Below are 22,929 nucleotides of genomic sequence, written 5' to 3' on the forward strand. Positions count from 1 at the left end.
AATTTGTCGTGATTAATTACTTTTAAGCAACTCAGCAAACAATGCCTTCACTTTATCCACTTTGGGTTTTACCACTATTTTGCAATAAGGCTGCTCGCCGTTAAGTTCGAAATAGTCATTGTGATAATCTTCTGCTGGATAAAAACCATCGAAAGCTGCGACTTCAGTGACTATAGGATCTTGCCAGACACAAGCTTTGGTCAATGTATTAATCATCGCATTAACACTCTCAGCTTGCTTATCGCTGTGAATAAAAACAACCGAACGATACTGCGGCCCGCTGTCGTTCCCTTGTCTGTTTAAGGTGGTGGGATCGTGACTTTGCCAAAATACTGCCAGTAGACTTTCATAACTAATAACATCAGGGTCGAATTCGATATGCACCACCTCAGCATGACTTGTCATACCACTGCACACGGCACGGTAATTAGCGTCCGTAGCGCTCCCACCCGCATAACCTGAAACGACACTGTTTACACCTTCTAGAGTGCTAAAAATAGCTTCCGTACACCAAAAACATCCGCCACCAAATGTTGCCAGTTCAGTTTTTTTAACCGGTGCAACTACCTCTAAAGCAGACTTAAAAACCATCGATACTGAATTAACACAGTGTCTTACGTTTTTAGGGGTAAGAAACTCTCCTTCAAAAACGTGGCCAAGGTGCCCTTCACACTCAGCACACACAATCTCAACACGGCGGCCATCTGCGTCAATATTGCGTTTTACCGCGCCGCTAATCTCGTCATCAAAGGCTGGCCAACCACAGTGAGCATTGAACTTGCTCTCAGAGCGATATAAAGGAGCATCACACTTTTTACAACAATAGACCCCTTTTACATCATGCTGATAATACTCGCCGCTATAGGGTCTTTCAGTGCCCTTTTGTTCTATTACCTGTTTTTCAAAATCTGTAAGTTTGCGCATGAGAACTACTCTATCTATACCGAATGACTTGATCATATAGACCTTAGATAAAACAAATTACATTCATCTATTGCCAAATTAGTTTATTAACCCGATTAATTTCAGCGAGCAGATAACATAAAGATGAACTATTTCGGTCAATAATGCTAAAAAACAATGTGATTACTCTTCATTAATTAAAAAAACTTCAAATTATTTGGCAGTATAATAGCGGGGGGTGTTGATTGCTAACGCATTAATATCTATTGCAATAACCTTTTCCCACGGTTCACTTTTCACTGTGAAAAACAATAACGAATGTGATCTAGCTCACAGGTGATTGCGTCGATATAGCAGCGCCGCTAAACTTGCCTCGGGTTAACTAAAAATAAGAATAGAAAATATGAAACTAGAGACGATTGATTATAAAGCGGCAGACAGTGCTGAAAAATTTGTAAAATCACTGCGAGACACGGGGTTCGGCGTGTTAAGCAACCACCCCATTGACAAACAACTGGTTGAAGATATCTACAGCGAGTGGCAAGCCTTCTTCAATACTGAAGAGAAAAGAGCTTTTTTATTTAAGCCAGAAACTCAAGATGGATTCTTCCCAGCTGAAATATCAGAAACAGCCAAAGGCCACACGGTCAAAGATATTAAAGAGTACTATCATGTCTACCCTTGGGGCCGTATTCCAGAACAGCTAAAAGCCAATATATTGAAGTACTACGACAGTGCCAATAGCCTGGCTGCAGAGCTTCTCGATTGGGTCGAGCAGCACTCGCCACAAGAGGTAAAGGATAAGTTTTCGATGGCATTGCCAAAGATGATAGAAGACAGTCATAAGACACTGTTACGTGTTCTGCATTACCCGCCCATGTCTGGCAATGAAGAAGTCGGTGCTATTCGCGCCGCAGCCCATGAAGACATAAATTTATTGACCGTATTACCGGCGGCAAATGAACCTGGGTTACAAGTACAATTAAAGGATGGCTCTTGGATTGATGTACCTAGTGATTTTGGTAATATCATCATCAATATCGGCGATATGCTGCAAGAGGCCTCTGGCGGGTACTTCCCATCAACCAGCCATCGAGTGATAAACCCTGAAGGCAGCGATATGACCAAAGCACGCGTCTCTTTACCGTTGTTTTTGCATCCTAAACCTGAGGTTAAACTATCGGAAAACTACACTGCCGATAGTTATTTGATGGAACGTCTGCGTGAATTAGGTGTTATTTAACGCTTAAACGGCTAATAAAGCGCTTTAGGGCGCTTTTTATTTGTTAAAATTAACCGCAACAAGGTAAAATCCCCTCCATATCGTTATTCGAACAAAGAGCAAGCAGATGGCAATTCAGTGGTACCCCGGGCACATGCATAAGGCACAAAAAGAGATCGCAGAGGTTATGCCTCAAGTGGATCTGGTCATTGAAGTGCTAGATGCTCGTATTCCATACAGTAGCGAAAATCCTATGGTGTCCTCACTACGTGGTGATAAACCATGTATTAAACTACTGAATAAATCTGATCTGGCTGACCCTATCGTCACTCAACAATGGATTGAATACCTTGAGCAAGAGCAAGGGGTAAAGGCCATGGCAATCACCACGTTGCAAGCAGCTCAGGTAAAGAAGATCCCAGATCTTTGTCGCAAGTTTGTCCCTAGTCGCGACAAAATTGAAAAAGATATCCGCACCATGATTATGGGGATCCCTAACGTAGGGAAGTCGACCATCATTAATACCTTAGCCGGTCGTACCATTGCAAAAACCGGTAATGAGCCAGCAGTTACGAAAACCCAGCAGCGTATTAACTTGCGCAACGGTATCGTGCTCTCTGACACCCCAGGTATTTTATGGCCAAAGGTCGACAACGATAAAAGCAGTTACCGCTTAGCTATTACTGGTGCTATCAAGGATACCGCAATGGATTATGAAGATGTCGCTATTTTTGCGGCTGAATACTTCTTAGCAGCATACCCAGAAGCGATTAAAGAGCGTTATAAGTTAACAGAACTGCCCGATACTGATATCGAGCTGCTTGAAGCGATTGGTCGTCAACGCGGTGCAATGCGTCCTGGTGGACGTATCGATCTGCACAAAGCATCAGAGTTAGTATTACATGAGTTCCGCTCAGGCAAAATGGGCTTACTATCACTTGAAACCCCGGCGATGGCAGAGATTGAGAAAGTCGAAGTCGCTAAAATCATGGCTGAGAAAGAAGCGAAAAAGAAGGCGCGTAAAGAAAATGAAGCGCTTAAGCGAGCTGGTAAACGCCATAAATAAATGGTTTATTATATTTATAAAAAGCGCCCTCTTGGCGCTTTTTTATTAGCCATTATTTAGTACCGACAATACTAACCACTATGCCTCTCGCAAAAAATGGGGGGCTTACCTCATACCCATCAATGCTAGTAACACTCCCTAACATGCCATTAATGCTTGTAATATGTTTGCCAAGCTATTGATGTATATCAATTTATACATCATAAATGTGGTGTAGATTGCAGCTGTCTTTCTCAGTCCATCATATAAAGGATTATTATGATAATGCGTTTTATAACTTTGTTTTTCCTTGCACTTTTCTTTGCTCTACCTGCACAAGCCCATGAGGTTCATGCTGGCGGCGGTTTTATCTCTGGATTTAATCATCCAGTTCTCGGGTTTGATCACATGCTAGCAATGATATGTGTAGGGATCTTGAGTACTAAACTTGGCGGCAGAGCCATCTGGGCGGTACCTGCAGTATTTGTGCTATTCATGCTTTGTGGCGGGATCATAGGCCTGCTTTCACTTCCTATTCCATTGGTAGAGTTTGGAATTGCAGCATCTGTTTTACTTTTAGGTCTTGCTTTAGCAATCGATAAAAGAATACCTCAGTGGCTGGTAATGGCATTTGTCGCTACTTTCGCCATATTTCATGGTCATGCTCATGGTGTTGAAATGCCGCAACTTGCACAGCCAGCCCTTTATGTTCTAGGGTTTATCTGTGGTACGTCAGCAATACATGTTGCTGGGGTTTATCTGTGGTACGTCAGCAATACATGTTGCTGGGGTGATACTTGGTATTGCGATGCAGGACAAAGATCCGCGAAACCGTTTTGTTCGTTCATCTGGCGGAGTGATAGCAGTTGTTGGTGGATACCTGCTGTTAAGTGTTTAAAGTGTCACTGAATTAAATACCAGGGATTGCGTTACCATCAGTAAAAATAGGCGTTTTTAACGCCTAATGATGATGCTTATCCTCTTTCGAATGTTGATGCTCAACAGTCTCCTCAACACTATCTGTTTTTATTAACACACCGTCGAAAATATCACTCAAGTTAATGGTTTTAGGCGCCTCCAGATTTGGCTGTGCAGCCGCAAGCAGTAACGCTTCGTGATCATGGATATGTGGCGTAGAAAAATCAACGTGATTACCACATGACCAAGTAAAAGTGCTGATAAAAAGCGTAATGACTAAAACGATAACCTGTCTCATAATGCTGCCCTATAAATACTAAAATACCTAAAAAAGATAATGCCACTCTTAATGAGTGGCATTATCCAATCTAACGATTAGCGTAACGTCACCTTTGGATTTTCGGTTGGCTTGTCAAACAAACTGAAGAACTCCGGCACGGCGTTCGCATCGCCATCTAGTTTGATGTAACCCTCTTTAACCGCTTTAGTGAAGTCAACTTTACCCACTAGCATCCCTAAGAATACAGTTTTGGTTAATCTAACCGTTGCTTTAGCTGCACCTTCAAAGTCTTTGTGGAACTGGGCAACACTGCGACGTATTTCAACTGCGTGCGTTTCTTCTGTATCTGTAAACTCAAACGCTACGGTGAAGTGCTTATCTTGGCTACGATCAGCGTTTAGACCAAAACGAAGTGCATTAACCAGCTGCGCTGGCTGGAACTCAGCCATTAGATCCGGAGCTTGAAGGTTAATTTTCTTCGAATAATCAATCGTACCGTCAAGTTCTTGAGCTGAAGTAAGGTACTAATTACGCCAGTTGTTGTTTGTCTCACGATAGCCGAGCTCACGCAAAGCCTTAGCTTTAAGTAGTCTTGGTTCCATATCTTCAAGGTCGATTCGGAATACAAGGTGAAGGCATACTCGGTCAGCGCAATGTAGCATGGCAAGCCAGCAGTATTATGGAGATGCTCCCGGTGATTATGCGCACCGATTATATCGGCTTGTTACCAAAAGCCGCAGTCGCGCAATACACTCAGATCCACAACCTTAAGCCTCTTGAAAACCCATTCTTAACAGATCCTATTGAAGTGGCGATGTTTTGGCACTCATCTCGCACTAATGATCCCAGTCATCGCTGGTTTAGAGGGCTATGTGCTAAAGCGGCGAGCTTATAAACAGGCTAATAGTATTACGGCCTAAATCTGCCATGTATTCATATTTTCAGGCCCAATTGATCATAATTGTTTTAAATCTAGCATTAGATTGATCATTGCTTGAACTTGTCTAAGTAGAATTAGCCTATCTGCAATGCCGCAAAGCCATTACAAACCAATATGAATAGTAAGTTACTGCGAAAAATACACATCTATCTGTCTCTCATCTGTTTCTCCTTTCTATTCTTATTCTGCTTTACCGCTATCAGCTTAAATCACCCAACATGGTTTTCGACTGAAGCAAGCGTAAAGCAGCAGCACATTTCAGTCACTGAACATAAACCAAGTACCTATATCATTGCGCTTACTGCAAATAATATCGAACTGTCTCAATCACAAGCGAAACAATTACTCGCTAATAGCGAGCTGACGATCGCCAGTCCAGGTAAGCGAACAGATCTTTACATTGATAATGAAAATAGTGTCATAGAAGTCATACATACAAATTTTGGGGTAATCGCTATGCTCAACGAGTTACACCAAAATAGGCATACCCCTGCATTATGGACGCTAGTTTCAGATGTAATAGCAGCGATTATCATGCTTATCTGTATCAGCGGGACTTGGTTGAGTTTAAAACACAAAGCGCAACGCAGACGTTATTTATATCTATTAGCAGCAAGCACTGTTGCACTCATCACTATGGCCTAAAACTAATGAATATCAAACCGCTAAAAATACTCTGCACGCTCTATTTGCTCCTGTCCCCAGCGGCGTTGTCTGCACAGCCACAGCAGTTTCATAGACTCAGTCTCAGCGATGGCACAAATAATAAATTGTCGATACAAGTCGATGTAATCCAATTTAATACCCTGACTGAAAAGCCCTACCTTGCCCTTTGGTACAGTTTACCCAATAAGCAATACACACCGCTAAAAGTACTACGTGCAGATAGCAAATGGTTAAGAGATCTCAAATCTTTCTGGCGTTTTATCGCACGTTACCAACGTGAAAAGCTCGATGGAATAACCGCTGCAACTGTAAAACCAGGCCTACACCAATTTGTTTTTGAACTACCCGATAAAGCAATGACTCACGTACATCAATATTGGCTCGAAGTCGTGAGAGAAAACGGTAAAAGAGAACTTCTTAACATCAGCATGCCACCCCAACAACAAAACAAAAGCTGTGTGAACGGCACTACAGAAGTCAACATCTTCTGCGTCGAATATCACTAAACGTCATTGTTTAAACCCAATTTAGCTTAAAAAGGAGACTCAGTGATATTTGGTTCACGAGCCTAAACATAGAATTGAGGAGGTTAATCACTCTATGGAATTAAAATGAAAAAAGTATTAATTACCGCCCTCCTCATCACTGGCGCAAGTAGCGCAGCCAATGCACATGAAGTTTGGATCAACAGCGGCAGTTTTGAACTCAACTCTGACGAGCAAACTGTGTATAGCCTTGACGTAGCGCGCTCTGCAGATGCATTTATTGCCGAAGCAAACCACCAAGTAAAATACTTAAATGTGCTTTCCCCAACTGGAGTACAAGCTAAACTCGACGCTGCTTTTAGTGGTCAAAACAAAGAGGTATTTGAGCAAGACTTTTCAGAAAAGGGAACATATTACTTCAGAAGCCCAATGACGCAGGTATTTCTCACATTTTATCGAGATGCTGACGGTAAGAAACATAAAGTTAACTTGCCAAAAAGTCGCTACAACGAGCTCCCAGAAAATGTGAAAATTGAGAAAACAGTAGAAAAACAGATGATAACTGAAACTTACATCAGTTATAACGGTTTTTCAGATCCTAAAATCGTTCAGCAAGAAGAAGGCATCACTCTAACCAGCTCGAAACATCCTAATATGTATCGGGTCGGTGACGAAATTAGCTTTGCTATAAGCTTGAATAACCAACCATTGAACAATGCCGAATTTTCAATTAAGAGCTTGAATAATATTTATGATAGCGAGTTTGAGCAAATTGAACTTTTCACCGATGATAACGGCAAGGTCGCATTTACCCCCTCAAGTACAGGCCGTTATATTATCGCTGTTGAACATTCAATTGAGTTAAAGAATGACACTGGTGCAGACCAGCGCTCGATAGAATTATTTAGAAGCTTCGATGTAGTGCAATAATATTAACGCAAGGCCTCCAAGCTTATTTAAAGCGCCATCTTCCCGGGGCGCCTTAATTCATTAGTAACAGTCGTCTAATAGCGCTTTCCACTCTCTGCTTGGCTGCTGACCCCCCTTATAGATTACCATCAAAGCAATGGTCATTTTATGTTAGGCAGATGAAGTTTACTTCACAGTTGCAACACTATACTCACGCAAAATTCAAAATGGTAACGATTATCATTTACATTAGCGGGAGTATAACAAACAATGAAACCATTAAGAGTCACCCATATCGCCAGCTGCATCGCCTTAGCAATTTCTTGCCAATCGGCACAAGCACAAAACAGTCAGGACAATGCAGAAACGGTCTATCGTCTCGATAACATCACGGTCTCTAGCCAAACTGAAGAGCAACAAGATCCGTTAACCATGACCCAATCAGTCAATGCTATATCAAGAGAAACGATACAGAATCTAAGTCCAACCAATATCCCCAATGCGCTTGAAATCATTCCTAATGTTGATGTCCAAGGCGGCCCGTCATCAAGTAATCAGAATATTACCATTCGTGGCTTACCTCAATCACACGCCTATGTCGTGATTGATGGGATCTATCAAAGCAACTACGCCTCAAAACGCGGTAGTTGGTACCTAAACCCAAACTTGGTTAACAACATACAAGTCACTGCAGGCCCCAGCTCTGGAGCCGCAGCGGGCAAAATCAGTATCAGCACAATCTCTGCATTAGACTTACTCAAAAACAATGAGAAATTTGGTGCAAAAATCGATTTAGGTTATCGCAGCAACAATGCACAAAAGGATAGCGGCTTAACAATATTTGGTAAAAGTGGTGCAACTGACTACCTATTGTCAGGCAACTATGTCGATAAAGATCCTTATGAGATCGGCGGTGGTGGCAGCTACTACAAAACATCTGGCCGTCAAAAAAGTGGATTATTTAAAGTCGGGCATCAGTTCTCAAACGATCAACGCTTACAATTTACACTCAACCTCGACGATACGCACGGCCATCAAGTCCGCAATGACATTGGTTACCGTGACGAACAGTACACAGGTGCATCACTCGTGTGGCAAGACAGCGGCTCTAATAATCCATACCTGAATTTAAATACCTCGATTTACTTCAATGGCGTCGATTCCTATAGTGCAGAGCAAGGACGTTCCGCTGAAGGAGTGCAAGACATTAAAGATACTAGTCTTGGCTTTGTCGTCAGCAATGACAGCATATTTAGTTTTGCCGCTACCGACACATTACTGCACTACGGCGTTTCAGGTCATTTCACCGACCATGACGGCCTTGTCTACGATAAAGATTATGATACTGGCAAAATCATTGACGATAGCGCCACAGATGAAGCAACTACCACCAGCCGAAAATTAGCTGGCTGGGTCAATTATCAGATCCCAATCACAGAGTCACTAGAGATTATCCCTGGTTTACGATACGACCAATTTTATATCGAATCTGCCAATGCCGTTGATGCAGACGGCCAGCCTCTTTTGCGCGATGGTCGCAGTGAAAGTCGCTTATCAAAATCCATTAACCTCAATTACTACTTGAGCGATGACATCACCTTATTTGCCTCTTACGCAGAAGCGCTTAACGCCCCTAGAAATGGCGAATTATTTACTTCAGGACGAGGTTTTAAACCTAATCCTTATTTAAAATCAGAGCGAGCAGATAACAAGGAGGTGGGTGCAGTTTGGGATACACAAGGCTTATTCAGCGAGCAAGACAGTTTTACCACTCGGGTTAACCTCTTCAGAAATGACATTAAGGACTATATAGGTACAGCGTACACTGACAATGAAAACTACCCAGACGGGGTAAAGGTTAATATTGGTGAAGCCAGACTAGAGGGATTTGAATTTGTTTCAAGCTATAGCCTTAATGATTGGAATATGAGTTTAAGCTATGGCCAGACTCGTGGCACAGATATGACAACAGGCTGGTATTTAGCGGATATACCTTCAGATAAATTCAACCTTGTCCTTGATACAAATATCAGCGATAGCTTGTTAGTTGGTACTCGTGCGACTTACGCATTAACCCATGACAAAGTCCCAACACAACAACTGGGTGAAAATGGGGTTATCGAGGATATCCCTGCTGCAGGTTTTGATGCTTGGTTCACCTTGGATCTCTACGCAAGTTATAGCCCGGAGAGTATTGAAGGCCTGGTAGCAAAATTATCTGTTACTAACTTATTTGATACCGCCTATGCCCACCAATTGGAGTTTGAACGTGATGGCGCAGAAAAAAGCCCCAATGAATACTATGAAGAGGGCCGCTCAATCAACCTACAACTAAGCTATCAATTCTAAGCGATTTAGCTTCTACCTTAATCGCGTATTAACTTCCGCCGGTAACCGCTATTTGTTACCGGCTCTAATGCAAATAAATATCATTTCTGTTGACATTTCATTGACAAGCAAGCTGCTACCTTCTCTTTTAATGCAAGGCATTTGTCACAGAGTTAAAAGTGCTTTACCCATGTTTGCCGGCAATCAACGCTTCAGGGAGCAGCCTATATGTTTGAAAAATCGCAAGTACTTCTGGTTGAAGATAATAACGAACTCGCAGGTTCTGTTGCCGATTATCTGAGCGCACTTGGCTATGGTGTCGATTTTGCTTTTAATGGCGCAGCAGGCCTGCAATTACTGGAAAAGAATAACTATGACATCGTCATATTTGATGTTGCGATGCCCAAAATGAGTGGACTAGAGTTATGCCACAAACTACGGCATGAACTATTTAGCCCCATCCCGGTTATCTTTTTAACTGCAAGAGACACCCTCGAAGATAAAAAAGCGGGTTTTCAAGCAGGTGCTGATGATTACCTTGTAAAACCTTTCGCATTAGAAGAACTGCATTTGCGATTGCAAGCATTGTTGTCTCGTGGGCCAAGGCGCGATATCGGCATTCAACAAATTGCCGGTTTAACCATAGACCATAACCAGTCTTTAGTTAATTACCAAGGTAAACAGGTACGCTTATTAAGCCTACAAATGCATATATTAACAATTTTGTTGAAACACTACCCTAACGTGGTTTCAAGGCAGATGCTTGAGCAAGCCATTTGGGAAGGCTCTCCTCCTAATAGCGATCCACTGCGTACCCATATTTACCGTTTACGAGCGACATTAGAAGTCGCATTCCAAAAAACGGTCATCCGCACGGTCTATGCAAAAGGCTATCAAATTGTTTAAAATTGACAAATTTAACCACGTGTTAACTGCAACATTTTTGGTCTACACTAGTCTCTTATGTGCAGTTTATGCTTATTTGCTTTTTCAAGCCGTCCATGAAATTGAGAATCAAGCGGCACAGATCTATCTGCAGAATGCGCAAGTGGAAGTTCTCAAAGAACTCAATACGATTGAGTTACCACTCAGCTCTAACCTAGCCGAAGATTTAACCAGTGTGTCTGATGACGAACTAATCAAGAAACTCATTGAGCACTTCAAGCAAAGTCGACCAAAGTTGCGTATTTACAGTTCAATAACGGCCAATAATCCAGAATATCTCTCACCACTAACGATAGGCTTCCATGAGTATCAGCCTGAAGATGCGCAGATTCTAGTATCAGCATTGCCCGAACGTAATATCAAGCTCTATTTAGTTTATGACGAAACCAATGCTTCAAATTTAGATGAAAACACCCCCAATTTAATTGCTGGACTCAGTACGGTGGCGATACTGATTTGTCTATTCGGTATTATGGTCTCAATTGCTTTAGGCAAAAAAATAGCTGAACCGTTGAAGAAATTGACGCAGGAAGTAAGCAAAGAACAACCGCAGCTGCCACTAATTGGCCATAACCGTGCGGATGAAATAGGCACGCTCAGCCGAAGCTTTACAGCCTCTATAGCGCGAGCAAAACAGTTTCTCTATCGAGAAAAGCAGTTCTCGCGTCATGTTAGCCACGAGTTACGTACACCGCTTGCGATTATTGGTAATTGCGTTAGTTTAATGAAGCTTGAGCATGCCACTGATGGCGCTAAGGCAACAGCACTTGTTCGCATAGAAAGAGCCGCTGGCAATATGGCGCAATTGATTGAAACCTTCCTTTTACTGGGAAGAGAACACCAAAACAACAACCTAAGTAACATCAATCTTCGCCAAGCTATACTTACCGAGTTAGACAAAATCGACTCAACAAACGCCCGTGACGCGACATCAACAAAAATCCTTATTTGCCACGACAGTATCGTCCAATCAGATCAAGCATTACTCGGCATCTTACTCAACAACCTGCTGCGTAATGCCCTGGCCTCCTCAAACCGTTTAGTGCGGCTCACTCTTAGCGACAATCAACTGTTGATCGATAATGACATCGTTAAAAACCAAAGCACTTCAGTGTCTGGTTTTGGTTATGGAACTGAAATTATGACGCGAATTGCCGAATGCTTGCACTGCAAGTTAACCATAGAGAAGAGTGAGCAGAGATACAGAGTCATCGTGACTTTCACATAACGCTCAACAACCCAATTCATCCACCATTACTTTAAAACATAAACAAGGACATGCTGTGAACACTCCTGACTGGCTCATTCAAGGCGGTTGGTGCCTGTGGCTACTAATCTCATTGTCGCTGATCTCTTTAAGCCTCATATTTTTTAAACTGATTAATTTCTTTAAACTTGGGATCAATCAGCGTAATGAATATCAGTTTTGGTTGGCGTCACTGCCTACCATCGACAAAATGACTTTTCGTGGCAATAATATCCGTTTAAATCATCCTGCAACCAGATTGATACAGTTCTGTGTTAACGCCTTACCTAAGGCACTCGATCGACAAGCATTAGAAGACAAAGCCACCCTTAAAGCTGAACAAGAGATAGCACAGCTCAAACAGGGAATGCGAGCACTAGAGGTCATATCGGCATTAGCACCACTCATTGGTTTACTTGGCACCGTGCTGGGAATGATCGATGCATTTCAAAACTTACAACAAGCAGGCACAAAAGTTGACCCTGCAGTGCTATCCGGAGGCATATCACAAGCATTGCTCACGACTGCAGCAGGGCTCATTGTCGCCATTCCAACCACTGCAGCCTGGCACTTTTTCGACACTATCATTAGCCAACACAATGCAGCAATGGAACATCTACTAACTGATTATTTTTCTCTGCCATCGACACGTATGGCGTTTTCATGAAGTTGAAGACAGCGAGCCGAACTCGGCCGCAAATAGGCCTAACGCCGTTAATTGATGTGGTGTTTATCTTGCTCATCTTTTTTATGTTAGTCACTAAAATGGAAACATATCAGTCTTTAGCGCTAGCGTTATCTCCTTTAGCTGGCGAGAACCATGGGGAAAAGGATAAAAAAGAGCTGCCAATAACGCTAACGGCAAGTGGTGAAATTATCCATCAAAATCAGCGTTATAGCTTAGCTAGTTTTTGCCAACTAGTGCCGCACAGCAGCGTCAGTAAATTGAATTTAAAAATCGAGTTTGCAGTAACTACACAGCAGTTCGTTTCAGCAAAAGAGACGTTATTACGCCACGGTTATAGCAATATAGAAGAATGGATTACCCCTAGTGAAAATTAACAATGACATTAGTGCTCGCCCAGTTATTGAACCTATGCTATCGCTCATTAATGTGGTTTTTTTATTACTAATTTTCTTTTTAGTTGTTGGCCATATCACTACTGAGCAGCAGATTGAAATACAGATGTTAGCCTCAGAAAATCAACATAAGTCGCTCAGCGAACCCAGTGAAGATTGGCTTTACATCAACCTTGATGGTGAGTGTTTTTACCATGATAAACCGCTAAAGACTGTGGAATTTGGTCAAGTATTACCCGTGCAACAGACTTTATATGTCGCGGTTGATGCTTCACTGCCAATGGGTGATCTCCAGCCTATTATTGACGAGCTAGAACAGCTCGATATCGCTGATATCTCTTTGATTACTCGCTTAGAAGAAAGTCACCAATAATGAAAAACTGTCAAACAACAATCGCAGCAGTAGTCTTAGCATTAATCATTCACCTATTGGTGTATGTGCAATTAGTTTGCCCACCTAGTGTTACCTATGCCGTTAATCAACCTGCCGCCTATTCTGTGGCAAGAATATCTTTCAATCAGCAGCCCACGTCTATTGATAGTCAACCAACTCAGCAAGTAAGTAAAACAGCAGTAATAACACCAGCAATCGATGCGCAAGCAATTAAAAAACAACCATCTAACGACACTATAAAAAAAACACTGAAAGATAAACCGACTAACTCAGTCGAAAATAAAACAAAGCAAGTCACTATAAAATCGGCGGCAGTAGCAACGCCAATTGAGCGGTCAGCAACGATGCAAACCGCTGCTCGATCTACGGAGACTCAAGCAAAAAAGGTAGCAAAAGCCGTCGCCTCTCATGCCTATAATACTCAAGCACATAGGGTTGACCCTATTGAACACAAAACAAATCAATATATAAACTTTGTTAGAAGCGAAATACTCAAACGTAAACACTACCCTAAACAGGCAAAAATCAGACGCCACCAAGGCAATATTACCGTGGCTTTCACATTGACTGCAGACGGAGATATTGAAAATATAGAGCTACTGAAAAAGTCACCCAGCAAATATCTCAATAAAAGCGTCCGAAAGTTACTCAGTCGCCTGCGCCTACCTGCTGCAGAAGTGCAAATTAGGCCCGCCTTTCCCAAACAAATCACTGTGACACTTGAGTTTTCATTAGAGACATTGAGTAGTTAAAGCAAAATCAATCTTAAACGGCCCACACTGAACTTCTGCCTAAATCTGCCATTTCAGACCTGTTATTTTGACATTCCATTCACACCAACTTAGTTAGTTTACCTGTTATTGGATAATGAGATATATCGAACTCATTGCGTCTGTAAAAATAATAGCGATTAACCTAGGTAGCAAAATGACAACCAAAAACAATAGCAAAAAAAATCAACAACTCGCTTCCCAAGTGATAGTTAAAAAGTATCTCCCTCTCTTGGTGGTTACCTTTGCCGTCATTGTCGCCTATGTTTTGCAAATCACCTCTCCTGTAGCAGCTGTGAAGCCAGAGAGCGCCCCCATCATTAATGTCAATGTCATTGATATAAAACAGCAGCAATTTACCCCCAGCTATGCAGCTTACGGAACGATTATAGCGAAAAACACCCTCAATTTAACCGCTCAAGTTGAAGGCCTACTCACTCATCTTTCGCACAATGTTATTACAGGTGGCGTTGTTAACATTGGTGAGAGTGTATTCCAACAAGATAAATCAGACTTATCCGCAAAGTTTGCACAACGACAAGCAGAAGTCGCAATTGCCAGTGCGCAACTATCTTTAGAGCTAGGACAACAACGTATCGCTGAGAAAGACTATAAAATGATGCAAAAGGACTTTGATGAAAATGAATGGCAACTGGACTTAGAGCTTCTGCTTAGAAAACCACAACTCGCCCAAGCTAAAGCCCAGCTCAGTATCGCGAAAAATGCACTAACGATTGCAGAGCGGGATCTAAAGCGCAGTCAGTGGCACAGCGATAAGCGTTACTTTGTTCAATCTAAAAGTGTCTCTTCTGGTGACTACCTAGCCAAAGGTGATGAAATTGCTAAGTTAGTCGATATCAGTGAGCTGAGAGTACCAATTTATTTACCTCGCGAGTTAGCAGCAAAAGTCAGTATTGGTCAAACTATTTCACTCTACCAACCTGACACTCAACGCACAGTAAGTGCCAATATCAGCCATATTTTCCCAATGCTGGATAATCAGGTTCAACTGCAAAAAGTGTTTGCACAATATCAGCCAGCAACAAACGATATAAACCCACTCATTATTGGCGACTTTGTCGAGGCAAAGCTATTCTTTGCCCCTATTGCCAACACATTAACCGTACCACTATCAGCCATTGATAATAAGCATATTTGGTTAGTCACCTCAAAAAGTACACTCAAACGTGAGCCTGTAAACATTGTTTACCAAGACAAACACAATGCCGTGATCATCAACACTCTCGCCGACAGTGAACAGATCATCAGTAATAAGCTCCATGCCCCACAAGCAAACATGAGCGTTAACATTGTGGAGGTACTCTAATGAGTCACCCTTCCCTCACCGAACAAGCCCTGGGTCCAAAAATGTCATCTTCACTTATCAATCGACTCATCTGCTGGATGATCGATAATCCCGTCGCAGTTAATTTGCTTACAGTGGCAATACTCATATTAGGGATCTACAGCTTTGGCGATATAAGACAAGAAACATCGCCTTCATTTAAAGTAGATGAAATAGAAATTACAGCCAGCTTTCCAGGAGCGACACCACGAGAAATCGAACAAGGTATAGTGCTGCCCATCGAGCACAGCCTCAGAGAAAACGTCCAGATTGATCGACTCTCTGCGAGCGCCATGGAGGGAGGAGCAAGAGTGGTACTCACACTGAACGATGGCGTCGATGCTAACAGTGTTATAGCTGATGTTAAAAATGATCTTGATGCCATCAACAGCTTTCCAGCCAGCATGGAGCCATTACAAATCTCTTTGGTTGAAGAGCTCGATTCCCTAATTGAGTTTGGCATTTATGGCAACCTTACTGAGACCGAATTACGTAGCCAGGGAAGTACACTTAAAGATGCCTTGTTAGCCCAGTTCGATATAGCAAAAATCGCAATCGTCGGTGTCAGAGAACCAGAAATCATTATTGAGATCACCCAAGATAAGCTATACCAGTATCAGCTAACGTTAGCCGACATCACCCAAAAAATTGCCACTGAAGTTAATGATATCTCCGCTGGTAATATCAGCACCGATGCCGGCGATGTACTCATTCGTACGCTGGGAAGGAAAGATCAAGTTAGCCAATTTAAGCAGATAGCTATTAAAGCCCAAGCTGATGGAGCTGAGATAAAACTGGGGCAAATTGCCGATGTTAGCTTTAGCTATTCTCAGCAAGAAGCACCGTTCTTAATTAATGGTAAACAAGGCGTTATGCTGGTTATTTACCAAAGTAAAAATGCCAAGCCTATTGAGCTGAGTGGTGCAATACAAAATTTTGTTAGTCAGTATCAACAAACCCTTTCTGCAAATACGAAAATCACTGTACTCGATGACCAAGCGCATTCATTTCAAACTCGTATTGATCTGTTATTAGATAATGGCTTAATAGGGATGATTTTAGTCATCATTGCATTGTCGTTATTTTTAGATATGCGCTTGGCTTTTTGGGTCTGTATGGGCGTACCGATAGCCATAATTGGTTCTCTGGCGTTCATGCCTGCCTTAAATATTCCACTAAATATGGTCACGCTTTTTGCGTTCATTATCACACTTGGGATTTTGGTTGATGATGCGGTGATTGTTGCAGAGAATATTTATCAAAAAGTCCAACAAGGCTGCGACATCGACATTGCATTAAAACAAGGCGCTTCAGAGATGAGCGTCCCGGTATGTTTCTCCGTTGTCACTAATATCATTGCCTTCGTGCCATTACTATTTGTCCCCGGAGAGCTTGGTGTAATGTACAAACCGATGACATTGCTAATCTTTGCAATTTTCATCGTCTCTCTCATTGAAGCCTTATTAATATTGCCTCATCACTTAAAGCAACTTAATAAACCGCAAAAGCACAACTATCTCAATAAAATACAACAAAAGAGTTTCACAGCATTCGAAACGCTAAGGGATATTCATTTCAGTAAAGTATTGGGTTACGCGTTACGTCAGCCGTTAACCATTTTGGCTGTTTTTATCTCAATCACTTTAGTGACCTTTAGTTGGGTTAATTCTGGCCGAGTTGATGCAGGTTTTGTCCCAAAGGTTGAATCACAGCGTATTGATGCCGAAGTTGAGTTTCCAGCGGGTTCAGCTCTGATTGACAAGAAAAATACCATGGCGCTTATACAAGCAGCTGGAATACGTGCTTTTGCACGCTTAAATGCCCCAGACAGCTATAAACATATCATGGTCGGCATTAGAGCAAACTCCGCATCAACGACTTTTCAGATTGTTGAAGATAGCAAACGTAACTATACCGCAAGAGAGTTAGTAGATATTTGGCGCAGCGAGATTGGTGAGTTGGCCGGTGTAAAGTCACTATTCTTTGATTTTGAAGTGGGCCCTGGCGGTGGAAAAGAGCTTTCAATAGAATTGGGCGCCAGCGACAGCGAAATATTAGAAAAAGCCAGCTTTGAGTTAATGTCACAACTGAGACATATAGAAGGCGTTACCGATATTGATAGTGGACTAATTGATGCACAACGTGAATATACTTTGAACATCAATACCCGTGGCAGCATGTTAGGCTTTGATAGCGAAAGTTTGGGGGCGTTAGTTCGCAATAGCTTTTATGGTGATGAAGTTAAACGACAGATCCTAAACAGCGAGGAGCTAAAAATACGCGTTATGCGCCACCGTGACGAGCAGTTCAAAGCCAATCAACTCGGAGAATTACTCATCACTTCTCCAAGTGGCGAACAGGTTTTACTTAAACAAATTGCCACCATCACGCCAATTTTATCTGCAACACAAATTGACCGAGTCGATGGTATTGTACAAGTCGAAGTCAGTGGCAGTTTTATTCGTAGTATTGCCAATGTTGCGTTAATAACAGCGCAACTTTCGGACTCCATTATTCCTAACTTAATGGAAAAATATCCGACCGTTGAAATTGAATTGGGTGGCAGTGCCCGTACTGAGCGCAAAGTCAATAACCAATTGATGACAGGAATACTGCTCGCTTTATTTATCGTATTCTCTTTTCTTGCTATCTACTTCAAAAACGTGATTGATGCAGTTTTAATTCTTAGCGTGATCCCGCTGTGCTTAGCCGCTGCGATGCTTGGACATATTATTCTAGGGCAAACTTTTAGTGTGATGAGTCTGTTCGGGATGATAGCTTTGTCAGGCTTAGTGCTGAATGGCTCATTTGTGCTCTTACTCGAAATAAAGCAGCACATACGCCAAGGTCTTGATATTGAAACCGCAATAATCAAAAGCAGCCTAGGCCGCTTTAGACCCGTAGTTATTACTGCAATGACCACGACTCTTGGTTTAGCCCCTATGTTATTTGAAACATCAACTCAAGCACTATATTTAATTCCAATGGTGATCAGCTTAAGCTTCGGAACCTTCTTCTCAATGGCGACAATTTTAATTTTTGCACCTGCCGTCTTTTTACTGAGTGAACGTTGGCATCAAAGACAGACTCCTGAACAGTCAAAAGCGCAGCAACTCGAACTTGGAGGTAACTTAGCGCGATAAAAGGGGCAGCTAAAAGATTATAAATGACCTGTAAAACCTGAGATGAAGTACTTTTGCTTGAAGTACTTGCAACTAAAGTACTCCATCTCAGTGTTAATCAATCAACACAACCACTAAGGCGCACTTAAAAGGTCTGGCTTGGCTGAATTAGCGCCACCGAGTCTTACACCTTGGTATACGTACCAAGCTCTAAATGACGACATGCCATCTTGTAAACAAACCTCTTTAAGAATTTCATCAGCGCGTTTTCTCGCCGATTGCGGTAAAACCTCCTCCCGCATAAGCTGATACAAGGCATCATGTATTAATGAGCCCTGCATAAAGTTTTTACTGTCAATTGCAGGGCTGCTCGGGCCATCCCAGGCATAACCAGGCTTTATAACCAAGCGCCCACCGGCGCTGATCTCAAGAAAGGAGTTGGCAATGGGTGCCTTAACAGATAACCCAGTGTCGTAGACTAACTCTGAATGTAGATTGTATTTGTAACTCCTACGTTGCTTATATTTAATCAAAGCGACTCCTAAGTATTCTGCTTTGCCATTGATGATTTTTGTTGAAAAAAGCGATAAAACAGCTAAATAATAATGCAGCTAACATACTGAAATAAAGCCAACATATACATAAATAAACAAAACAACAGGATGGTAAGCAAGCTAAATGGGATCTCTTACCCGCAGGAAACTTGCAAATCGAGGCGTGCCTTTTTGTGTTTCACCATAATACTTAAATGTAATCGTGCTACCCACTTTTGGCGGGTTACGGCGATCTTCATCACTAAAGCCGCTGCCAATGCTAAATTGTTTGCCCTGCTTAGTTTCCACCAACAAAGCCCCCATCATACCGATGTATTTCCCCTTGCCCTCTTTATGAGCCAGTACTCTAGCTTCTGCGTCATAGAAGGGTTTTAACTTTACAATATCGCCGGTGCGACCAACCTGATAAAGCGCAGTTTTTCTATGTAACATCAAGCCTTCACCATTATTTTCAATAATATCAGAGAGTCGACGATCTAACGTTAATTTATCTCTAACTGAAAACTGCGGGATAACCTCAATATGAGTACTAATATCAGACAGCTCAGCAAGCGCCTTTTGATACCTTTTTGCAAAATGAGATGTTTCCCCAGGCAAGTCAAACACCATAAATCTAACCTGCTGCCATTGCGCCTTGGTGGCATGAGTCTTTCGAATAATCGCAGACACCTGCTCAAACTGATTACGACCTATCCATAACTCACCATCAACTGGATAATCGGGAAACCCTTTAGTAAACCAATCAGGCAGGTTAATCTTTCGCCCCGATCGAGATCGCATGCTACTACCATCCCAATAACCTCTTACACCATCAAGTTTTTCACTCACTAAAAAGTCATCTAACTGAACCGTACTCTCAGCTATAAATTCAGTAGCAAGTTGCAAGGGTGGCTTTGATATTTCACTCGCTTTTAAATTCGCGGATATAGAAATAAAGCTAATGAACAGTAGAAATTGCCAATTCAAAAACCGTAACAGCTTTCTATTTGAACTTCGCTTTCTAACTTTTGTCATATATTGCTCCAAGATGGTGACGATAAATAGTAAAAGACTATTGTTCGTTTTGAAGCCTAGTTCTGTGCTTGAAGTTCGCCATCGGCTAAATGACTGACTTATTGAAATTATACGCTTGGTCAATTGTCGTTGAGCCACTCAGTAGCGAAAGCGTGATATGTAATAAGATTGTTGTTTAACTTGCCTTCAATTGACTACATATTTAGTAATATTACGATTATACTAGGCCGCTATTTTGGGGAAGAACCGCAGTAAAACAATAATCAATCATAAGATGGGGATATATGAAACCTGCTAACAATCACGGTATTAAACGCGTCATCAGGGCAACTGGATTTTCGATGCAAGGGCTTAAACTTGCTTGGAAACATGAAGCAGCATTCCGACAAGAACTCATTCTGGCTGCAATTATGTTGCCTGTCGCCTTACTCGTGGACGTGACGACTGTTGAGCGTATTCTTTTAATTCTAGGGCTTTTTGTAGTCCTTATTGTTGAACTGTTAAACTCAGCGATTGAAGCTGTAGTAGATAGAATTAGCGACGAAATCCACCCTCTCAGTGGCCAGGCGAAAGATATCGCATCGGCAGCCGTATTTATGAGTCTGTTCTTTTGTGGTTTAACATGGTTGCTTATCCTAGTACCTAAGTTTATTTAGTCTAAGTTTTGCTTAAACACTCTTTCACCACTCATCTGAACTCGTCGCTTTAATTTTCATATGACGGCCAGTTCAGGTGATATTACCTAAAACAATAACATTCACCCTACTTCAAACATATATCCGTGCGACTTAAAGAAGCAGGGGGCAGTGGGAGCTTAATGGACTTTAATCACAGGTTCTTTGCTCCATGCTAAACCTAAGCACCTACATCTGACCTCCAGGGATGGAGGGAATGCCTTGAGCATGTCAGGAACATACTAGGCCATGTAGGCGAGGCATTGATTGCCATTAATGGTCCTTGCCATAGTAAAATCAATAACACAGCGTAAATTCCATGTTTTTGCTATAAGAAACGCCCATCAACGCAGGTTTTGTGCCGCCTACTTCGTTGTTGCACTCACTTATACCAATTGCATTAAAAGTTTGACCATTCAGCGGGAATTCAAAACGCTGTAGGCAAGTAGTGGAATTTGAGCTAATAGTTATTCTCGGCTCTGGCATCCTGCTTCGCTCTCGATAATTGCTCCTGCATTATTCTACCTTCTACCATCCTTGGTCTCGTACCTCCTAAATCTGACCGCCAAGGAGGGCCGGAATGTCTTATTTTGTATGGAACAAAATAGACCATTTAGTCGTATATCCAAATCCCATAGCGAAGCATACAGCGTTTTGAAACCCGCACTACGTGAGCCCTTCAGTCTTTCCACTTCTGCTTTGCATTGGCTTAAAAGGGAATAACCATTTCTTTACCAATGCGCTTTGAATTGAAAAGGCTGAGGGGCTCTGAATTGGTCAAATACTTAATGCAATTGGTATTAAAAGGCAATACCATTTCTACGTCAATGCGCCTAGAATTGAACAGGCACAATGCCTCTGAAACGAGTATCTTCAAGTAGAACGGGGATATACACCCATAACGAACTATATACCCTCTACTGGCTAGCATAAATCTCTCCCCTAAATCGCCAACTCAACAGCAAATGCCATCAATAATGGCCAAAAACTACAGCTTGCTTGCATTAGATCAAACAAATCAGACATTTTTTGAAACATATTATTCACATTTCTACATATACTGTTATGCTGTTGCTGATATCCATAGACTGTTGACTCGATTCAACAGCTAAAAAATAAAAATTATAAGAGATTGCGGAGTTACTTTTAATGCTTAAAAGTTCCACATTTATCACTGCCACGTTATTGGCCTTGATGACTAGCTACAGCGCTTATGCCACGAATGACACCGTCATTCGTGTAGGCGGCTTTTACGCTAATACAGATTCAAATATCGATGTAAACGATCCTCTTCTAGGCAATAGTTTCGCGTTAGACTTTGAACAAGACTTAAAACTTGAAGACTCCCAGTTTTTGCCTTTCTTTGAGTTTATCCACCGATTTAACGATAGACACAATATTTATATTGATTGGAAACAACTTCACCGTAGCGCCCTAGTACAATCCGTTGAAAAGCCATTCCAATTCACTTGGGACAATACAACCTACGATGTAAAAGCAGGGATTGAACTCGATACTACGCTCAATATCGATATCGCCCGCATTGGTTACGGCTACGATATTTTGCAGGGTGACAATTATGAACTGGGTCTTTCAATAGGCCTGCATGCCATGTTTATCAAAACAGCCTTCAAAGGCGATATCGGTATTTGTGAAGTCGAAATTGAAACCCGCTGCCCAGACACCATTACCATTCCTAAGGTTGTTGATGAAAAGCTAACTGCACCGTTACCAGATATAGGGGTATATGGTAGCTATGAGCTTTATCCAGGCTTTAGATTTAATGGCCATGCACAATACTTTTATATCAAATTAGACGACTTGAAAGGTGGTTTGGTTGATATTAGATTAGGTGTTGAAGCTGCGATTACCGAAAACTGGCATATGACCGCTGCATTTAATTACTATGAAGTTGACGTTGAATATACCACCAACTTAAAGAATACAGACATAAAGCTTGCTGATTACAATATGTACTACAGCTTCACAGGCCCCATGCTATCAGTCAGCTATCAGTTTTAAAGCGTTAAATTAAGGCGTTACTCCACATAAAAAAGACACCTCTCGGTGTCTTTTTTATTATCTCTCA

23 protein-coding genes are annotated in these 22,929 nt (G+C 41.9%); 18 read left to right on the forward strand and 5 right to left on the reverse strand.

Annotated elements, in window-relative coordinates; all coding sequences use genetic code 11:
* Positions 1-12 precede the first annotated feature (12 nt).
* A complete protein-coding gene (locus SWP_RS13705) occupies positions 13-924 on the reverse strand; it encodes a bifunctional methionine sulfoxide reductase B/A protein (protein ID WP_020913126.1) in 912 nt (303 codons plus the stop codon).
* A 382-nt stretch (positions 925-1,306) separates the two neighbouring features.
* Between SWP_RS13705 and SWP_RS13710 the strand changes: the two genes are divergently transcribed.
* From SWP_RS13710 to SWP_RS24870, 3 genes are all read left to right on the forward strand, one after another.
* On the forward strand, positions 1,307-2,146 hold the full coding sequence (locus SWP_RS13710) for an isopenicillin N synthase family dioxygenase (RefSeq protein ID WP_020913127.1): 840 nt from the start codon (positions 1,307-1,309) through the stop codon (positions 2,144-2,146).
* 106 nt (positions 2,147-2,252) lie between these two features.
* Entirely contained in the window at positions 2,253-3,191 is a 939-nt protein-coding gene (ylqF, locus tag SWP_RS13715; RefSeq protein ID WP_020913128.1) for a ribosome biogenesis GTPase YlqF, read from the forward strand.
* A 264-nt stretch (positions 3,192-3,455) separates the two neighbouring features.
* Positions 3,456-4,079, forward strand: coding sequence for a HupE/UreJ family protein (locus SWP_RS24870; protein ID WP_020913129.1), 624 nt, complete (start codon positions 3,456-3,458; stop codon positions 4,077-4,079).
* 52 nt (positions 4,080-4,131) lie between these two features.
* Here SWP_RS24870 and SWP_RS13725 read toward each other — a convergent pair whose 3' ends face one another.
* Positions 4,132-4,386, reverse strand: a complete 255-nt coding sequence (locus SWP_RS13725; RefSeq protein WP_044555930.1) for a hypothetical protein — start codon at positions 4,384-4,386, stop codon at positions 4,132-4,134.
* Positions 4,387-4,463: 77 nt separating this feature from the next.
* Positions 4,464-4,859: an alkyl sulfatase C-terminal domain-containing protein gene (locus SWP_RS24465; protein ID WP_338057175.1), complete on the reverse strand. Its 396-nt coding sequence runs from the start codon at positions 4,857-4,859 to the stop codon at positions 4,464-4,466.
* Positions 4,860-4,960: 101 nt separating this feature from the next.
* On the opposite strand from SWP_RS24465, the gene SWP_RS13735 reads away from it, so the two are divergent.
* From SWP_RS13735 to SWP_RS13795, 13 genes are all read left to right on the forward strand, one after another.
* On the forward strand, positions 4,961-5,263 hold the full coding sequence (locus SWP_RS13735; RefSeq protein WP_020913134.1) for a LysR substrate-binding domain-containing protein: 303 nt from the start codon (positions 4,961-4,963) through the stop codon (positions 5,261-5,263).
* 159 nt (positions 5,264-5,422) lie between these two features.
* Positions 5,423-5,953 carry a PepSY-associated TM helix domain-containing protein gene (locus SWP_RS13740; protein WP_020913135.1) on the forward strand — a complete coding sequence of 177 codons (531 nt, stop codon included), beginning with the start codon at positions 5,423-5,425 and terminating at the stop codon, positions 5,951-5,953.
* A 5-nt stretch (positions 5,954-5,958) separates the two neighbouring features.
* A complete protein-coding gene (locus SWP_RS13745; RefSeq protein ID WP_020913136.1) occupies positions 5,959-6,480 on the forward strand; it encodes a DUF2271 domain-containing protein in 522 nt (173 codons plus the stop codon).
* Between the two features lie 105 nt (positions 6,481-6,585).
* Entirely contained in the window at positions 6,586-7,389 is an 804-nt protein-coding gene (locus SWP_RS13750; RefSeq protein ID WP_020913139.1) for a DUF4198 domain-containing protein, read from the forward strand.
* A 249-nt stretch (positions 7,390-7,638) separates the two neighbouring features.
* On the forward strand, positions 7,639-9,717 hold the full coding sequence (locus SWP_RS13755; protein WP_020913140.1) for a TonB-dependent receptor domain-containing protein: 2,079 nt from the start codon (positions 7,639-7,641) through the stop codon (positions 9,715-9,717).
* Between the two features lie 207 nt (positions 9,718-9,924).
* Entirely contained in the window at positions 9,925-10,602 is a 678-nt protein-coding gene (locus tag SWP_RS13760; RefSeq protein ID WP_020913141.1) for a response regulator transcription factor, read from the forward strand.
* Positions 10,595-11,869 carry a histidine kinase dimerization/phospho-acceptor domain-containing protein gene (locus SWP_RS13765; protein WP_187148501.1) on the forward strand — a complete coding sequence of 425 codons (1,275 nt, stop codon included), beginning with the start codon at positions 10,595-10,597 and terminating at the stop codon, positions 11,867-11,869. The genes SWP_RS13760 and SWP_RS13765 overlap by 8 nt, the downstream gene beginning before the upstream one ends.
* Positions 11,870-11,924: 55 nt before the next feature.
* Positions 11,925-12,554 (forward strand): MotA/TolQ/ExbB proton channel family protein, encoded by a 630-nt coding sequence (locus tag SWP_RS13770; RefSeq protein ID WP_020913143.1) that lies wholly within the window; start codon positions 11,925-11,927, stop codon positions 12,552-12,554.
* Entirely contained in the window at positions 12,551-12,949 is a 399-nt protein-coding gene (locus SWP_RS23065; RefSeq protein WP_020913144.1) for an ExbD/TolR family protein, read from the forward strand. The genes SWP_RS13770 and SWP_RS23065 overlap by 4 nt, the downstream gene beginning before the upstream one ends.
* Positions 12,939-13,340 carry an ExbD/TolR family protein gene (locus SWP_RS23070; protein WP_020913145.1) on the forward strand — a complete coding sequence of 134 codons (402 nt, stop codon included), beginning with the start codon at positions 12,939-12,941 and terminating at the stop codon, positions 13,338-13,340. Before SWP_RS23065 ends, SWP_RS23070 begins: the two co-directional genes overlap by 11 nt.
* Entirely contained in the window at positions 13,340-14,113 is a 774-nt protein-coding gene (locus SWP_RS13785; RefSeq protein WP_020913146.1) for an energy transducer TonB, read from the forward strand. The genes SWP_RS23070 and SWP_RS13785 overlap by 1 nt, the downstream gene beginning before the upstream one ends.
* Before the next feature lie 175 nt (positions 14,114-14,288).
* Positions 14,289-15,458: an efflux RND transporter periplasmic adaptor subunit gene (locus tag SWP_RS13790; RefSeq protein WP_044555932.1), complete on the forward strand. Its 1,170-nt coding sequence runs from the start codon at positions 14,289-14,291 to the stop codon at positions 15,456-15,458.
* Complete coding sequence (locus SWP_RS13795; RefSeq protein WP_020913148.1) at positions 15,458-18,619, forward strand: efflux RND transporter permease subunit; 3,162 nt, start codon at positions 15,458-15,460, stop codon at positions 18,617-18,619. The genes SWP_RS13790 and SWP_RS13795 overlap by 1 nt, the downstream gene beginning before the upstream one ends.
* 113 nt (positions 18,620-18,732) lie before the next feature.
* On the opposite strand, the gene SWP_RS24470 is transcribed toward SWP_RS13795, so the two are convergent.
* Together SWP_RS24470 and SWP_RS13805 are read right to left on the reverse strand one after the other, a co-directional pair.
* Positions 18,733-19,131, reverse strand: coding sequence for a DUF1353 domain-containing protein (locus tag SWP_RS24470; RefSeq protein ID WP_020913149.1), 399 nt, complete (start codon positions 19,129-19,131; stop codon positions 18,733-18,735).
* Positions 19,132-19,272: 141 nt separating this feature from the next.
* The gene (locus SWP_RS13805; protein WP_020913151.1) at positions 19,273-20,166 is read right to left on the reverse strand and encodes a DNA ligase; all 894 of its coding nucleotides are present in this window, start codon (positions 20,164-20,166) and stop codon (positions 19,273-19,275) included.
* Between the two features lie 284 nt (positions 20,167-20,450).
* Here SWP_RS13805 and SWP_RS13810 point away from each other — a divergent pair, with 284 nt between their 5' ends.
* Positions 20,451-20,822 (forward strand): diacylglycerol kinase, encoded by a 372-nt coding sequence (locus SWP_RS13810; protein ID WP_020913152.1) that lies wholly within the window; start codon positions 20,451-20,453, stop codon positions 20,820-20,822.
* Positions 20,823-21,989: 1,167 nt separating this feature from the next.
* Positions 21,990-22,862: a hypothetical protein gene (locus SWP_RS13815; protein WP_020913154.1), complete on the forward strand. Its 873-nt coding sequence runs from the start codon at positions 21,990-21,992 to the stop codon at positions 22,860-22,862.
* The last annotated feature ends 67 nt before the right edge of the window (positions 22,863-22,929 follow it).

Origin of the sequence: Shewanella piezotolerans WP3 (genome assembly GCF_000014885.1) — a bacterium.
Classification (GTDB): Bacteria; Pseudomonadota; Gammaproteobacteria; order Enterobacterales; family Shewanellaceae; genus Shewanella; species Shewanella piezotolerans.

Coding starts and splice junctions, on each gene's coding strand:
- SWP_RS13705 (WP_020913126.1), bottom strand. CDS start 924: ATGCGCAAACTTACAGATTTTGAAAAACAGGTAATAGAACAAAAGGGC.
- SWP_RS13710 (WP_020913127.1), top strand. CDS start 1,307: ATGAAACTAGAGACGATTGATTATAAAGCGGCAGACAGTGCTGAAAAA.
- ylqF (WP_020913128.1), top strand. CDS start 2,253: ATGGCAATTCAGTGGTACCCCGGGCACATGCATAAGGCACAAAAAGAG.
- SWP_RS24870 (WP_020913129.1), top strand. CDS start 3,456: ATGCGTTTTATAACTTTGTTTTTCCTTGCACTTTTCTTTGCTCTACCT.
- SWP_RS13725 (WP_044555930.1), bottom strand. CDS start 4,386: ATGAGACAGGTTATCGTTTTAGTCATTACGCTTTTTATCAGCACTTTT.
- SWP_RS13740 (WP_020913135.1), top strand. CDS start 5,423: ATGAATAGTAAGTTACTGCGAAAAATACACATCTATCTGTCTCTCATC.
- SWP_RS13745 (WP_020913136.1), top strand. CDS start 5,959: ATGAATATCAAACCGCTAAAAATACTCTGCACGCTCTATTTGCTCCTG.
- SWP_RS13750 (WP_020913139.1), top strand. CDS start 6,586: ATGAAAAAAGTATTAATTACCGCCCTCCTCATCACTGGCGCAAGTAGC.
- SWP_RS13755 (WP_020913140.1), top strand. CDS start 7,639: ATGAAACCATTAAGAGTCACCCATATCGCCAGCTGCATCGCCTTAGCA.
- SWP_RS13760 (WP_020913141.1), top strand. CDS start 9,925: ATGTTTGAAAAATCGCAAGTACTTCTGGTTGAAGATAATAACGAACTC.
- SWP_RS23065 (WP_020913144.1), top strand. CDS start 12,551: ATGAAGTTGAAGACAGCGAGCCGAACTCGGCCGCAAATAGGCCTAACG.
- SWP_RS13785 (WP_020913146.1), top strand. CDS start 13,340: ATGAAAAACTGTCAAACAACAATCGCAGCAGTAGTCTTAGCATTAATC.
- SWP_RS13790 (WP_044555932.1), top strand. CDS start 14,289: ATGACAACCAAAAACAATAGCAAAAAAAATCAACAACTCGCTTCCCAA.
- SWP_RS13795 (WP_020913148.1), top strand. CDS start 15,458: ATGAGTCACCCTTCCCTCACCGAACAAGCCCTGGGTCCAAAAATGTCA.
- SWP_RS13805 (WP_020913151.1), bottom strand. CDS start 20,166: ATGACAAAAGTTAGAAAGCGAAGTTCAAATAGAAAGCTGTTACGGTTT.
- SWP_RS13810 (WP_020913152.1), top strand. CDS start 20,451: ATGAAACCTGCTAACAATCACGGTATTAAACGCGTCATCAGGGCAACT.
- SWP_RS13815 (WP_020913154.1), top strand. CDS start 21,990: ATGCTTAAAAGTTCCACATTTATCACTGCCACGTTATTGGCCTTGATG.